This is a genomic window from Luteimonas sp. A537 (assembly GCF_054052065.1).
This window is the reverse complement of record NZ_JBSVRH010000005.1, coordinates 51751-65932: the sequence shown is the minus strand read 5'-3', so window position 1 is coordinate 65932 and position 14182 is coordinate 51751. Positions and strand designations below refer to the sequence as shown.

The window sequence follows — 14182 nt, the reverse complement described above, 5'->3', positions numbered from 1 at the left end:
CCGCGCGTTGGTGAATGCGGTCCGGGGCGTCACGCGCCAAGCCTGGCGAACCCGACCTAGGGTGCACCCCCGATTGAACGCGGCCGCGACCGGCGGTCCACTGGGTGCAGACTTCCGCCGGACCGCCGTCATGCAGCTGATGCGCCTGGACAACGATTCCGCCTCTGCGGTCCACCTGCACAAGCTGCGGCAGGCGCCGCCGCCCGCAGCGGACGCCGCGAACGCTCCGGCCGCACAGCCGCTGCAGGGCCGCCACGAACCCGCATACCACCCCCAGATGTCCGCGCTGGCGCCCAACGCCGCCCCGCAATGCGCCCCCGGCGGCGTGGGCCCGGGGGAACTCTCCGCGGTGGCCGGCGGCCAGCAGGCGCAGGAATTCGACGTGGTGCTGTCGCAGTTGGCCACGGCAGTCTATGAGGGCCGTCCCGCACCGCCAGCCGGCTGGTCGGCCGTGACCGACGCCGACCTCACCGCCCGCGGCATCGACGATCCTGCCGCTTGGCGCACGCAGTACCTCGAGGGCGGCGACCAGCTCGTCGCCCAGCACTTCAAGGCCGAGATCTACCAGGACTGCGACGGCAACTTCGTGCTCGCCTACCGCGGCACCGACGGCAGCGGCGCGGACTGGATGAACAACTTCCGCCAGGGCACCGGCTTCACCACCAACGACGAAATCGACAAGTTCAGCGGCCTGGCCACCCGCACCGCGGTCGAGTTCGAGCGCCGCTTCGGCACCCCGGATGCCGATGGCAACGCCACCAACCTGGCCATCACCGGCCACTCGCAGGGCGGCGGCCTGGCATCGGTGGCTTCGCTGGCCTCGGGCGTAGCCGCGGTCACGTTCGACGCGTCCGGTATCCATCCCAACACCCTGGACCGCATGGGCATCGACCCGCAGGCCGCGCGCGACATGGCCGAGGGCGGCCTGATCCGGCGCTATTCCCTGGCCGACGACCTGCTGACCAATGCCCAGGAGTCGAGTCCGCTGGCCCTTGCCGCACCCGATGCCCTGGGCACGCAGATCGTGGTCAAACCCAAGGGTGTGCAGGACCTGACCCTGGTGCCGCGCGGCCTGGCCCTCGAGACCGGCCTGCCGACGCCGGTCGCCATCGGCCTGGGCGCCGGCCTGGAAGCGCTGGACCGCCTGAACGTCCCGGTGCTGGGCGATGTCGCCAGCCTGGTGCGCGGCGCGGTCAGCCACAGCCCGGAACTGCTCACCGACGCCATGATCCAGCAGCAGCCCTGGCAGCCCGGCTATGAGAACCCGCCGCAGGGCACCACCGGAACGCTTGTCGACCTGGTCCCGGATGCGCTGCAGGACGACTTCGCGCGCAACACCCACGACCTCGCCGGCGACATCATCGACGTGGTCGAGACCGACTTCGCCCACGGCAACGGCGTGCAGGGCGGCTTCCGCATTGCCGGCGATGTCGCCGAAGGCGTCTTCAACTCCACCGGCGACACCCTGCGCCACGGCGCCGAATCGCTGGCCCAGCGCATCGACGACCGCTTCGACGGTCCGGTCAGCGACGTCGCCGCGGACGTGGTCGCCAGCGGCGGCCGCGCGGTCGAGGCGGTGGCCGACTTCGGCGGCAACGTGGTCGAGAAGGCCGCCGACCTGCTCGGCGGTGCGGCACAGACCGTGCGCAACTGGTTCCGCTGACCGCGCGCCGCTATGGCACCATCCCCGGGGATGCGCACCAGTGCCCTGATCCTCCTCCTGGCGGCAAGCGCGGCCGCATGCAGCGGACCGCCGACCATGGACCATCCTTTCACTGACCCGCAGCTCGCCCCACTCGCCGACGCGGCGCTGCGCGGCGACGCCGACACGCTGCGTGCAGGCCTGGCCGGGGTCAACCCGGACACGCCCGGCAAGGACGGCACCAGCCTGCTGCAGCTGGCCGTGGCCGCCGGACAGCCCGCGACCGTCGCCGCGCTGCTCGATGCCGGCGCCGACCCCAACCGGCAGTCGCCGGGCGGCGGCGGCCCGATGCACGCGGCCGCTTTCGGCGACGACCCGACCCTGCTGCGCGCCCTGCTCGACCACAGCGGCGACCCCGACCTGCGCAACAGCGCGACCGGTGAAACCCCGCTGGTGCGCGCCATCCTCGGCCGCAGCGACGCCCAGGTGAAGATGCTGCTGGATGCCGGCGCCGACCCCGGCGCCGCCGACGACAACGGCGCCACGCCGCTGCACGCGGCCGGCTCGATCAACGCCGGTGCGGTGGTGATGCTGCTCCTGGCGTCCGGCGCGCCCGCGCACGCCACCAACTCCGCCGGCGACACCTTCCAGCCGTATTACTTCCAGCTCAGCGAATCACTGCTCAATGAGCGCGCGCGTGGCGAGCGCCAGGCGGTCATCGACTGGCTGCGGGCGCACGATGTGCCGCTCGAGGCCGGCGTCGGCGAGTAGCCGCCGGCGTCGATCCGCCGCGATCAGGGCCAGCTCGGCGGCGCCACGCGCCAGGCCGCGGCCACCTCGGCCAGCAGCGCGCGATCGGCCGCGGTCCAGTCCGGCAGCAGCCGCGCCAGGTCGGGCGACTGCCACAGCTGCGGTTCGGTGCGAACGGCGGCGGCGTACCAGCGCACGGCTTCGTCACGGCGGTCCAGCCGCCACAGCCCCAGGGCAAGGGTCGGCGGCAGCCAGGCCGGCCCCTTGAGCCGCTCGGCGCCGGCCATGCGCCACTGCTCGAGCGCGCCGGCGAAATCACCGTGGCGGTACAGGTCCCAGCCATGGTTCCAGTGCATCGCGTCGCGCTGGCGTGCGCCTTCGGCGCGCTGCAAGGCCTCGGCGTAGAGCGCGGCGCCGGTGTCGGCGCGACCGGTGGCATAGGAAATGTGCGCCAGCTGCGCCGCGGCCAGCGCCGCGTCGCGGCGACCGCGGTCGCGTACCTGGAGCAGGCGCGGGACGACGTCTTCACCATCCGCCGCCGGATACAGCTCAAGCCGCCGGGTCACCTCGGTGTCGGCCTCGAAATAGAATTCCTTTGGCCTGGGGATGCCCTGGGCCCAGAGGCCGAGCGGCAGGACGATAAGCACGAGGGCGCCGATCAGGCGCGTGGCAAAGCGGTTCATGGCGTCACTTGGATTGGCGGAGCCCCTGTACTCCGGGGCGCATGGTACCGGCTGCACCGCGTGGATTCAGCCTCCGTCGCCGCACCGGCGCCCCGGCGGGCGCTTGCGGGGCGCGCCCGCTGCTAGAATCCGCGCCGCTTCCGCACTTCCGCGCTTCCGCGCTCTCGCGCAGCCGTGCGACGGCCGGCGCGCCCCTCCGCCAGCGTCCACGCACGCCACAGGGCCCCGCCATGACCAGCACCGCCGAACTCTCCTCTCCCGCCTCCGCCCGCATCGGCCTGACCCGTGGCGTGACCGACCACGACTACACGCTGGACGACAGGTACACCCGCACGCAGGGCCGCATCTACCTGTCCGGCGTGCAGGCGCTGGTGCGGCTGCCGATGATGCAGCGCCTGCGCGACCAGGCGGCGGGGCTGAATACGGGCGGCTTCGTGTCCGGCTACCGAGGTTCGCCGCTGGGCGGCTTCGACCTGGAGCTGTGGCGCGCGCGCAAGCACCTGGAAGGCGCGAACGTGCACTTCAAGCCGGGCCTCAACGAGGACCTCGGCGCGACCATGGTCTGGGGCACGCAGCAGACCAACCTGTTCCCGGGCGCCAAGGTCGATGGCGTGTTCGGCATGTGGTACGGCAAGGGCCCGGGCCTGGACCGCTCCGGCGACGTGTTCAAGCACGCCAATGCGGCCGGCACCTCGCCGCATGGCGGCGTGCTGGCGCTGGCCGCCGACGACCACGCCTGTCGCTCATCGACCCTGCCGCACGGCTCGGAAGGCGAGTTCACCAGCGCGCTGATGCCGATCCTCAACCCGGCCGGCGTCCAGGACATCCTCGACATGGGCCTGGTGGGCTGGGCGATGAGCCGCTACACCGGGCGCTGGATCGGCTTCAAGACCATCGCCGAAACGGTCGAGTCGTCCGCGTCGGTGGACGTCGATCCGTTCGCGATCGAGATCGTGACCCCGGACGATTTCGACATGCCGCCCGGCGGCCTCGGCATCCGCTGGCCCGACCCGCCGATGGACCAGGAGATGCGCCTGCATCGCTACGCGGTCAAGGCCGCGCAAGCCTTCGCGCGCGCCAACCGCATCGACCGCGTGGTGATCGATTCGCCGCAGGCCCGCCTGGGCATCGTGACCACCGGCAAGAGCTACCTCGACGTGCTGCAGGCGCTGGAGTACCTCGGCCTCGATGCCGACGCCTGCGCCCGGATCGGCATCCGCGTCTACAAGGTCGGCATGACCTGGCCGCTCGAGCCGATGGGCATCCGCGCGTTCGCGCGCGGGCTCGAGGACATCCTGGTGGTGGAGGAGAAGCACGCCTTCATCGAAAGCCAAATGAAGGAGCTGTTCTACAACTTCGACTTCGGCCTGGACGGCGGCCGCCGCCCGTCGATCGTCGGCAAGTATGACGAGGCCGGCGAGTGGATCCTGCCGTCCACCGGCGAGCTGACGCCCGCCACCATCGCCGGCGTGATCGGGCGCCGGCTCCACGGCGGCACCCACCAGCGCGGCATCCGGATGGACGCCCGCGACTCGGCGCACATCGGTGAGGTGCTGCGCTGGATGGAGGAGAAGGAAGGCGCGCTGGCGCTGCCGCGCGCGCAGTTCCCGCGCGTGCCGCACTACTGCGCCGGCTGCCCGCACAACACCTCGACGCAGGTGCCCGAGGGCTCGCGCGCGATGGCGGGCATCGGCTGCCACTACATGGTCACGTGGATGGACCGCAGCACCGAGACCTTCACCCACATGGGCGGCGAAGGCGTGACCTGGTCGGGGCAGGCGCTGTTCACCGAAACGCAGCACGTGTTCCAGAACCTCGGCGACGGCACCTACTTCCACTCGGGCACGCTGGCCATCCGCCAGTCGGTCGCGACCGGCGTCAACATCACCTACAAGATCCTCTACAACGACGCGGTGGCGATGACCGGCGGCCAGCCGGTGGACGGCACGCTGTCGGTGCCGCAGATCGCGCACCAGGTGAGGAGCGAGGGCGTGCAGGCGATCGTCGTGCTGAGCGACGAGATCGAGAAGTGGTCCGATCGTTCGATCTTCCCGTCGGGCGTCGAGCTCCACGACCGCCGCGAGCTCGACGCCGTGCAGAAGCGCCTGCGCGAAGTGAAGGGGACGAGCATCCTCATCTACGACCAGACCTGCGCCACCGAGAAGCGCCGCCGCCGCAAGCGCGGCAAGATCGCCGACCCCGCCAAGCGCGTGGCCATCAATTCGCTGGTCTGCGAAGGCTGCGGCGACTGCGGCGTGAAGTCGTTCTGCGTCTCCGTGCTGCCGAAGGAAACCGAGTTCGGGCGCAAGCGCGAGATCGACCAGTCCGCCTGCAACAAGGACTTCAGCTGCGTCGAGGGCTTCTGTCCGAGCTTTGTCACCGTGCACGGCGGTGCGCCGCGCAAGGGCAAGGCGGCCACCGGGCTGTCGCGCCTGGCGAACCTGCCGGATCCGGTGTTCGCCAGCGACGGCTCGCGGCCCTGGAACATCCTGATCACCGGCGTGGGCGGAACCGGCGTGGTCACCATCGGCGCCCTGCTGGGCATGGCCGGGCACCTGGAAGGCCGCGGTGCAAGCGTGCTCGACCAGACCGGCCTGGCGCAGAAGGGCGGCGCGGTCACCACCCACATCCGCATTGCCGGCGCACCGTCGGACATCCACGCCGTGCGCATCGCCGCCGGCGAGGCCGACCTGGTGCTGGGCTGCGACATGGTGGTGGTCAACGACTACTGGACGCTCTCCAAGCTGCGCGCCGGCCGTTCACAGGTGGTGATCAACAGCTACGAAGCGATGCCGGGCACGTTCACCACCCGGCCGGACATGCAGTTCCCGGCGACCGACATCATCAGCGCGGTGCGCACGGCGCTGGCCGGCGACGACGTGGCCGACGCCGCGGCCGCGGCCCGCGCCGCGCGCGCGCTGAACGTGGTCGATGCCACCCAGCTGGCCACGGCGCTTCTCGGCAACGCCATCGCCGCGAACCTGTTCATGCTCGGCTACGCCTGGCAGCGCGGCCTGGTGCCGCTGTCGCTGGACGCGCTGATGCGCGCGGTGGAGCTCAACGGCGCCGCAATCGAAATGAACAAGACCGCCTTCGCCTGGGGCCGCCTGGCCGCGGTCGACATCGAAGCGGTGTACGAAGCCGCCGGCATCGTGCGCAACACGCGCACCGCCGCCGAGGACACGCCGTCGCTGCTCGACGCGCTGCCCCCGGGCGACTGGGAAGGCAACGAATGGGGCGCCACCAGCGCGCCCAAGCCGCAGCGCACCGAAGACCAGCTGCGCCACCTGCCCGAAGGGGCGGACAGCATCGCGTTCCTGCCGCTGGACGACGCCCGCCTTTCACGCAGCCTCGACGAACTGGTCGCCCGCCGCAGCGCCTTCCTTACCGACTACCAGGACGCGAAGTACGCGCGGCGCTACACCGAGCTCGTGGCCCGCGTGCGCGCCGCCGAAGAAGCCCGTGCGCCCGGCGCCACCGATCTCAGCGAGGCCGTGGCCCGCTATTTCTTCAAGCTCATGGCCTACAAGGACGAGTACGAAGTCGCACGCCTGTACACCAGCGGCGAGTTCAAGCGCCAGCTGGAGCAGCAGTTCGAGGGCGACTACCGGCTCGAGTTCCACCTCGCGCCGCCGCTGCTGGCCAGGCGCGACGCCGAGGGCCGGCTGCGCAAGAAGGCTTTCGGCCCGTGGGTGTTCAGCGCGTTCAAGGTGCTGGCGAAGCTCAGGGGCCTGCGCGGCACGCCGCTGGACGTGTTCGGCTACACCGCGGAGCGGCGCACCGAGCGCGCGCTGATCGACGGCTACGAGCTCACGGTCGGCGGCCTGCTGGACGCGCTGGACTCCGGCAACGTCGCGCTGGCGGCGGAAATCGCATCGATCCCCGAGCACATCCGCGGCTACGGCCACGTCAAGCACGCGCACCTGGAGAAGGCCAAGGCACGCGAAGCCGACCTGCTGCGCGAGTGGGCCAATCCGCTGCGCATCGTGCAGGCGGCCTGACGCCACGAAGCCCCAAGTCGCAGGGCCGCTGCTCCTACAGGTCCGTGGGGCGGATCGGTGCCGGCGTCAGCCGCTGCAGCCGCCGCAGCACACCGAGGGCTGCTGCTCGACTTCGGCCGGCTGCACGTCGCCGCCGACCTCGTTGATCAGGGCCGCCAGCCGGGCGGCGTCGATCGCCGCGTTCACGCGCAGGCCGTGCGCCGGGTCGATATCGACCACCGCGGCGGGATCGAAGGCCAGCAGCGCGTCCTCGATCACCACCAGCGGCGGCAGCGGCCGCGACGCGCGGACATGGAACTCCATCGTCGACTCCTGCTGTGGCGGCGCGCACGGCGCCGATGGCCCCATGCTGCGCCGCCTGCGGCGCGCCCGCGATGATCCAGGTCAAACCGCGCGCAGAACGGGAGCCGGGCTCCCGCGCAGTGGCTAAAGCGCCGCGACTGCAGCCCGCGCGACCGCGATCGACTGTTCTTCGCGCTCGGCCAGGGTCGTCTGGTGCCAGGCCCTGCTGGCCGCCACCAGTTGCTTGAGGTCGGGCGGCGCCGTCATCCGCTTGCCGTGATGGGCGGTGACGCTGAAATGCAGGTTGTCGACCAGCACGCTCAGTTCACCGCGCCCGACCAGCATGCGGGCCTGGTCGCCGACCCCGTCGACGTCGCTGAACTCGATTCCGCGCGAAGCACTGCGCGTAGCGTCAGCGACCCCTCCAAGCAGCGCGTCGGCCGCCGCGCTGTCCGGCCCCGCGTTTTCACGCGCCTGCTCGCGGACGCCGTCCATCGCCTTGTCGAGTTCGGCACCGCTTATTCCACGGGTGACGTTGGCGAAGTGTTCCGCCGCGGCCCTGGCATCGTCCGCAACCCGGGTCACATGGATGGTGGCGTCCATGACCATGCCTTCTCCCTTCCAGTTGTACAGGCACATGCCCGAGGATTCGTGCTGCTCGATTTCGCCCGCCGGCAGGCCGAAGACGGTCGCCACGGTGTCGACCGTGACCACGCTGCACGGTGAGTCCCGCAATGAAGGATCGAACCTCGCCGAGGCCGCGGTCGACGCCTGCGTCCCACCGGCACCCGGGCTCCCGGCCACGGTCGGGCCATCCCCGCCGCAGCCGGCCAGCAACAACGCAAGCGTGGCCGCGGACGCGACCGGAACAAGGGAGGGGCGGACAGACCGCTGGCGGTACCGATGGAAAGGCTTGTGCATGGCACGGATCTCCTGCCGCGATCACTCGCGGGTTCGTCATGGATCGGGGATGGATCAGCGATTGCGCGACTGGTGCAGCAGCGCCGATTCAGCGGTCGCATCGGACACCTGGTGCCAGCGGGCCCAGATGGTGCCGATGTCGTCATCGAACACCATCGCGTCGCGCGCAAGCGCCGTGGTCGCAAGGTCCTGGCCATCCGCGTTGGCGGAGATCACGAACACGAAGCGCGGCGTAGCGGGGTTGAACGGCGCTGCGCGATCGGCCTCCTCGCCCATCGCCGCGACCAGGTCCTCGGCGACGCGCGCCGGATGCGGGCTTCCGTCCCCGGCTCTGGTCGCATAGCGATCCGACGGCGCGGAAACATCACGCGCGAACCATTCGCCTTCGGGTTCGGCAGGACCTGCCAGCGCAGCGCAGGGAGACCCGAGGCAGTCCACCGCGATCGATTCATCAGCGGACAATTCCCTGCGCGCCGCCTCTTCCACCCCGGCGCGCATCCCCTGCCGCGGTGCCATCACGAATCGCCAGGCCACGTCCGGCCCGACCCCGAATTCGGAGACATCGGCCAGGTGCTCTTCCGGCACCGATCCGCGCAGGTCCTGGTGCCGTGCCGGCCCGAGATTGAAGCGCTGCACTTCGACGTAGTCCAGGTTCCGGTCCGGCGCCTGCGCATCGGGCGCAACGTGCCAGGTGACCCGGTAACGCGCATGCGGCAGCAGTCCTTCCCGGTGTTCGACCAGCAGCAGCGCCCGCACCGGCGGCGCCAGGTCGGCATCGGGATTGAAGGCCGACGCGCCCTGCCCCGGGAAGCGCTCCGCGCTGTAATACCCGGAGTTTTCAACGGCTTCGACATCGACGGCGCTGAAGCCCGCAGCGCTGGCCCAGGCAGGCGGCGCCGGCTCCGACGCTGCGAAGGACAGGGAACCCGTGCTCAGCAGGCAGGCGAACAACAGTGGGCGCATGGGCATCATCGGCGGCATCCTTTCCTGGGCATGAAGAGAAGTTCCGTTCGCGTGGCGAAGCCAGCCGAGCGGGTCCCGGAGATATACGCCACCCGATGCACCCACCGGACAGTGCCTCCGGCGCTTCAGTCGGATTCCGCGCCGTCGTGCGCGCTTCCCACCAGCCGGCGTAGTAGCCGCCGAAGCGCTCGGGCGCCAGGTCTGCGAACGCGCCGCCGCGCGATGGACAGCCGGTTCAAGCGTCGATGGTCACGGTGTCGAGTGGCCGGGCGCCCTGCGCGAGAACACCAGGCAGCGGTTGTTGGCGGGCATCGTGACATCAGCCGCGATATCCAGGCCGACTGCGAATGCCAGTGCCGCCACCGCTTCGAAGTCGCGGATGGCCGAGCGCGGGTCGCGGGCTTTCAGCCAGGCGTCGAAGTCGCGGTTGCTGGCGCTCGTGTACGCACCGCCGTAGTTGAACGGGCCGTAGACGACCAGCGTGCCGCGCGGCGCATCGCGCAGCACCTCGCCGACGCCGGCGAAGAAGGCTTCGACCTCGGGCCAGCCCATGATGTGCAGGGTGTTGGACGTGAACACCGCATCGAAGCCGCCTGCGGCAGGCCAGGGGCCCTGCGCCACGTCGAGCGCGATCGGCGCCGGCGTGTTGGGCAGCGCGGCTTCGTCGAGCCAGGAACGGATGCCGGCGAGCTTGTCCGCGACCTCGGAGCACTGCCAGCTGAGCCAAGGCATGGCCGCGCCGAAATGGACCGCGTGCTGGCCGGTGCCGCTGCCGATCTCGAGCACCCGGTGATGGCCGGCGAGGCGCTCGCGCAGGACCGCGAGGATCGGATCGCGGTTGCGATCGCAGGCGGAGGCGTGTGGTTTCATCGGGCCAGTCTGACCGATCCCGCAGCGGCTGTTGCGCCAGGCAGCCGTCAGGCTTTTCCGGGGCTGGCGGACGGACACAGTGCGACCCGCTTCGATCGCTGGTCGACAAGGATCACGAAGCCTTGGAGCGCATGCGCGCCGACCAGGAGTTCCGGATAGCGATCCGACACCCGCACTTCGGCATCCTCGATGCTCGCCGCACCGATCCTGACGGGCCCGCGGACCACGCCGCGCATGGTTTCGATCCGTCCGTTGGTCAGCCCTCCCGCACCGGCAGGTTCCAGCGGGTTGCCCTGGAGCTGGCCATACAGCGCCTGCGGCATGAGGAATGCCACGTTCGCGCCGGTATCGATGTTGCCCTCCGTCCGGACATCACCGATCGACACGGAGACGCGAAAAGGCCGCTCGTACTCCAGGATCGAATCCCCGCCGGCCGGCAGGGCAAGGCTGCGGCTGAAGGACAGCATCCTCCGCGGATAGTCGATGACCAGCAGGCCGTCTTCGAAGAACCCGCGGCCAAGGATCCCCAGGAATGGCGCCTCCGGCGACATCAGGCGGCTGTAGTCACGGGTGATCACGTCCAGGTCGTGTCGCGACAGGCCGCCCAGGCTCAGCGAGTCCAGGCGCGTGGTGTCCACGGCCGCGGTTTCCAGGCCGTCGGAGGTGCTTGCGCGTCCATGGACCTCCAGCCCGAGCACGGCAACCAGGGCGGCGTCGGCGCGGCCGTTGCCGCTCGCTCCCGTATCGACAGCAAAGCGGAACGGTCCCCGCCCATTGACCCGGGCCTGGACATAGATGCGTCCATCGACAACTTCGAAGGGCACCTGCGCGTCGAAGTCGCTGCGCGCCGCTTCCCCGATGGCACAGGCATCGGACCGCGCCCCGGCATCCACGTTGCCGGCGTCGCCGAGGGCCGCCATGAGCATCACTGCAAGGAGCATCATCCGGATCCTGGTGCACGATTGAAGACGGGCGCCCTCACCGCTTCCGGCCGTCAAGCAGGTAGTAGGCCAGGTGGCCCAGGCCCGTCGCACCAAGCAGCAGCGCTGCCACGCCCGGCGTGACCTCGCGCGCCCCGATCAGTTCCACCAGGCCGAAGCCGATGGCCAGCGCTACCAGGACCGCGCCCCACTGCAGGGAAGACTGGCGGCGACGGCGCGCCTCGCCTTCGAGCAGCGCGCGCACCAGTTCTTCCGAGCCTCGGGCCTCGAAGATCCGGCGGCGCGCATAGGCTTCCACCGTCACCTTGATCGAGTAGGCGACGGCGGCGAAAAGGGAGATGGGAATCAGGATGTCGAAGTTCATGGCGTGCCTGCATCGGTTGGTTGACCAAGGAGATACGCCCGGCGACACGGCGGTTGCACTACGCCGATTGCAACCGGCGCGCCGATTCCCGTATCCCTGTCCTCGATGCTTCAAGCCAGTCCATCTTCCGACGATGCCGCCGACGCCGACCACGCGCTGGTGCAGGCCGTGCTGTCCGACGCCCCGGGTGCCTTCGAGCGCCTGGTCCGCGACTATCAGGGCCTGTGCTGGCACGTCGTCGACCGCTTGGTCCGCCATCCGGACGATACCCGCGAGCTCTGCCAGGAGGTTTTCCTGCGCATCCACCGCACGCTGCACCAGTACCGCGGCGAGAGCGCGCTGAAATCGTGGATCGCACAGGTCGCCTGGTCGGTGGCCGCACGCCATCTCGAGCGCAAGCGCATCCCGATCGCCGATCCCGATGACGACGACCCGCCCCTGGAAGAGCGGATCGGCGACGGCTTCGACCTGGAGGCCGCGGCATCGGACGCGGAGGCCGTCAGGCGGCTGCACCGCGCCATCGAAATGCTGCCGCCGCTGCAGCGCAGCCTGCTTGCGCTCTACCATCTGGAAGAGATGCCAATCGCCGGGATCGCGGAGGTCACGGGCCTCGCCGAAGGCACCATCAAGAGCCATCTGTTCCGCGCACGCAAGCGGCTGCGCAGCCTTCTGGAATCACGCATGGGAGTTCCGCCATGACCACGAAAGACACGGCCCCCAAGGTCGACGCCAGCGAATGGGAGGCCCAGGAACAGGGGCTGCGAGTCGCACGCGGCAATGGACACGGGCCGGCCGACGCCGACGCCGTGGCCCACTGCTACCGTCTCGTGGCCACGGCAGTAACAACCGCCCCACGCAGCCAGCCGCCGCCCGGTTTCGCCGCGGCGGTCGCGGCCAGGGTCGGCATCCGCGACCCGAGGTTCGAGCCGATCCTGGCTCGCAGCCTGCTTCTGATCCTTGCCACCGCATCGATCATGGCGGCGGCGCTCTACGCCGACGCGGCGTGGTACGCGCTCCGCCAGGCGCTGGCCACCGACGCGATGCCGTGGCTCGCGGCCGCCGGGATCTGCATCGCCCTCAACTGGATATCCGGCCAGATCCGCCGGCTTCACGCGCTCCCGCCCATGACCCCGAGGCGCTGAACGCCTGCAGCAGGCGCGCGATCTCGATGACCGAGGCGATGCCGGCGGCGTTGTCGACCGCGACCCACGCCCGGCATGGATGGCGCGGCATCGGCACAATGGCGGCCGCGACATTTCGTGCAGGGCGTTGGACATGCGGATCGGAGTTGATTTCGGCACCAGCTATTCGGCCGCGGGCGCCGTGGTGGATGGCCAGGTGCAACTGATCCGCTTCGGCGACCAGGAGCAGTTCCGGACCACGGCATTTTTTCCGCAGCGACTGCCGGACCTCCACAAGTTCGAGCTGACCGATGCACTGCAGGGCGACGTGGCGCGTTGGATGAGCAGTGCCAAGGGCGAGCAGACCCGCGAACTTGCGCGCCTGGAAGGCCTTCGGCAGGCGGCCATGGCGCTACCTGTGCAGCAGCGCGCGGACGCGCTGGCCCAGGTCCCGACCATGCGCCGGCGCAGTGACGATGAACTCCGCCGCGCGGCGATCGCCGCCGTGCGCCGCAACTGGGCGGCAGCGGAAGTGCGCGACGCAATGGACGCCAAGGCCGATCTGGACGACGCGCTTTACGGCGACGAGGCGGTGGATGCATTTCTGTCCGCGGGTGAAGGGCATCTGGTGGTTTCACCCAAGTCGATGCTCGGCTACAGGCTCGACGCACATGCACGCGACGTGCTGCTGGGCATCGCCACCCATGTCTTGCGCCACATCCGCACCACCGCCTCGGCGCAGCTCGGCGCGGACGTGCGTTCGGCGGTCATGGGCAGGCCGGTGCGCTTCCGCAGCTCGATGCAGGAGGCCGGCGGCGAGCAGGCGCTGGAGATCCTCACCGACGCTGCGTCCGCCGCGGGCTTCGAAACCATCGAATTCCTTGAAGAGCCGGCCGCGGCCGCCTACGAGTACCACCGTCGCAGCCGCGAAGTCCGTCGAACGATGATCCTCGACATCGGCGGCGGTACCACCGACATGGCGCTGGCGCTGGTGGGGGGCGATGCGCCGGCACCAGTCGTTCATGGCGCGTGGGGCGAGCCCGTCGGCGGCACCGACGTCGACCTGGAGCTGAGCATGCGCGCGGTCATGCCGCTGTTCGGGAAGAACGTGACCAGGACGCCCGTGCATCTCTTCTACGAGGCCTCGCACGTGCAGGACCTGCAGCGGCAGGGCAACTTCCGCAGCGCCAGCTTCGACGACGTCGAGGCGCCCTATCGCCAGCGCCTGGTGGCGCTGCAGCAGGCCGGCCACACGGTGCGCCTGAACCGCGCCGTCGAGCGCGCGAAGATCGAACTCAGCGGCAGTGAACGCGTGGCGCTGGATCTCGGCTATATCGAACACGGCCTCGGCTGCGACATCGACCACGCGCACCTCGAAGCCGCCGCCGACCGCCCGTTCCTGATGCAGCTGCGCGCGCTGATGCGCGAAGCCGGCGCCGGCGCCGGCGAGGCGCCGGACGTGGTCTATCTCACCGGCGGCATGTCGCGTTCGCCGTACGTGCCGGCGCTGGTCGGCGAAGTGTTTCCGGGCGTCGAGATCGTGCGCGGCGATGCGTCGTTGGGCGTGGTCACCGGGCTTGCCCGCGCGGCCGCGGCCTGAGGGCCCGGCTCCGCGGCGAAAACGCGCGCGTTGCAATGCGCGGG

The 14182-nt window shown here is 70.5% G+C and carries 13 protein-coding genes; 6 read left to right on the top strand and 7 right to left on the bottom strand.

All coding sequences use genetic code 11. From position 1 onward, the window contains the following. Positions 1-130: 130 nt before the first annotated feature. Complete coding sequence (locus ACW7GZ_RS13495) at positions 131-1663, top strand: Mbeg1-like protein (RefSeq protein WP_457009700.1); 1533 nt, start codon at positions 131-133, stop codon at positions 1661-1663. Between the two features lie 96 nt (positions 1664-1759). After that, positions 1760-2413 (top strand): ankyrin repeat domain-containing protein, encoded by a 654-nt coding sequence (locus ACW7GZ_RS13490; RefSeq protein WP_457009698.1) that lies wholly within the window; start codon positions 1760-1762, stop codon positions 2411-2413. 23 nt (positions 2414-2436) lie between these two features. On the opposite strand, the gene ACW7GZ_RS13485 is transcribed toward ACW7GZ_RS13490, so the two are convergent. Beyond that, positions 2437-3075, bottom strand: a complete 639-nt coding sequence (locus ACW7GZ_RS13485; protein WP_457004864.1) for a tetratricopeptide repeat protein — start codon at positions 3073-3075, stop codon at positions 2437-2439. A gap of 290 nt (positions 3076-3365) precedes the next feature. On the opposite strand from ACW7GZ_RS13485, the gene ACW7GZ_RS13480 reads away from it, so the two are divergent. Then, positions 3366-7076: an indolepyruvate ferredoxin oxidoreductase family protein gene (locus ACW7GZ_RS13480; RefSeq protein WP_457009832.1), complete on the top strand. Its 3711-nt coding sequence runs from the start codon at positions 3366-3368 to the stop codon at positions 7074-7076. A gap of 66 nt (positions 7077-7142) precedes the next feature. Here the strand turns inward: ACW7GZ_RS13480 and ACW7GZ_RS13475 are convergent, their stop codons facing one another. The 6 genes from ACW7GZ_RS13475 to ACW7GZ_RS13450 form a co-directional block, all read right to left on the bottom strand. Continuing rightward, the gene (locus tag ACW7GZ_RS13475; protein ID WP_457004862.1) at positions 7143-7379 is read right to left on the bottom strand and encodes a hypothetical protein; all 237 of its coding nucleotides are present in this window, start codon (positions 7377-7379) and stop codon (positions 7143-7145) included. A 123-nt stretch (positions 7380-7502) separates the two neighbouring features. Further along, positions 7503-8279, bottom strand: coding sequence for a hypothetical protein (locus tag ACW7GZ_RS13470; protein ID WP_457004860.1), 777 nt, complete (start codon positions 8277-8279; stop codon positions 7503-7505). Between the two features lie 54 nt (positions 8280-8333). After that, positions 8334-9242, bottom strand: a complete 909-nt coding sequence (locus ACW7GZ_RS13465) for a hypothetical protein (protein WP_457009696.1) — start codon at positions 9240-9242, stop codon at positions 8334-8336. Between the two features lie 249 nt (positions 9243-9491). Beyond that, positions 9492-10112 carry a DUF938 domain-containing protein gene (locus tag ACW7GZ_RS13460; RefSeq protein ID WP_457009694.1) on the bottom strand — a complete coding sequence of 207 codons (621 nt, stop codon included), beginning with the start codon at positions 10110-10112 and terminating at the stop codon, positions 9492-9494. A 47-nt stretch (positions 10113-10159) separates the two neighbouring features. Continuing rightward, positions 10160-11056 carry an aspartyl protease family protein gene (locus ACW7GZ_RS13455; RefSeq protein WP_457009692.1) on the bottom strand — a complete coding sequence of 299 codons (897 nt, stop codon included), beginning with the start codon at positions 11054-11056 and terminating at the stop codon, positions 10160-10162. Between the two features lie 34 nt (positions 11057-11090). Further along, a complete protein-coding gene (locus ACW7GZ_RS13450) occupies positions 11091-11417 on the bottom strand; it encodes a hypothetical protein (protein WP_343281542.1) in 327 nt (108 codons plus the stop codon). A gap of 105 nt (positions 11418-11522) precedes the next feature. Between ACW7GZ_RS13450 and ACW7GZ_RS13445 the strand changes: the two genes are divergently transcribed. The 3 genes from ACW7GZ_RS13445 to ACW7GZ_RS13435 all read left to right on the top strand — a co-directional run bounded on the left by ACW7GZ_RS13445 (position 11523) and on the right by ACW7GZ_RS13435 (position 14138). Next, positions 11523-12116, top strand: coding sequence for an RNA polymerase sigma factor (locus ACW7GZ_RS13445; RefSeq protein WP_457004852.1), 594 nt, complete (start codon positions 11523-11525; stop codon positions 12114-12116). After that, positions 12113-12559, top strand: coding sequence for a hypothetical protein (locus ACW7GZ_RS13440; RefSeq protein ID WP_457009689.1), 447 nt, complete (start codon positions 12113-12115; stop codon positions 12557-12559). Before ACW7GZ_RS13445 ends, ACW7GZ_RS13440 begins: the two co-directional genes overlap by 4 nt. Positions 12560-12692: 133 nt before the next feature. Beyond that, on the top strand, positions 12693-14138 hold the full coding sequence (locus ACW7GZ_RS13435) for an Hsp70 family protein (protein WP_457009687.1): 1446 nt from the start codon (positions 12693-12695) through the stop codon (positions 14136-14138). Positions 14139-14182: the final 44 nt, after the last annotated feature.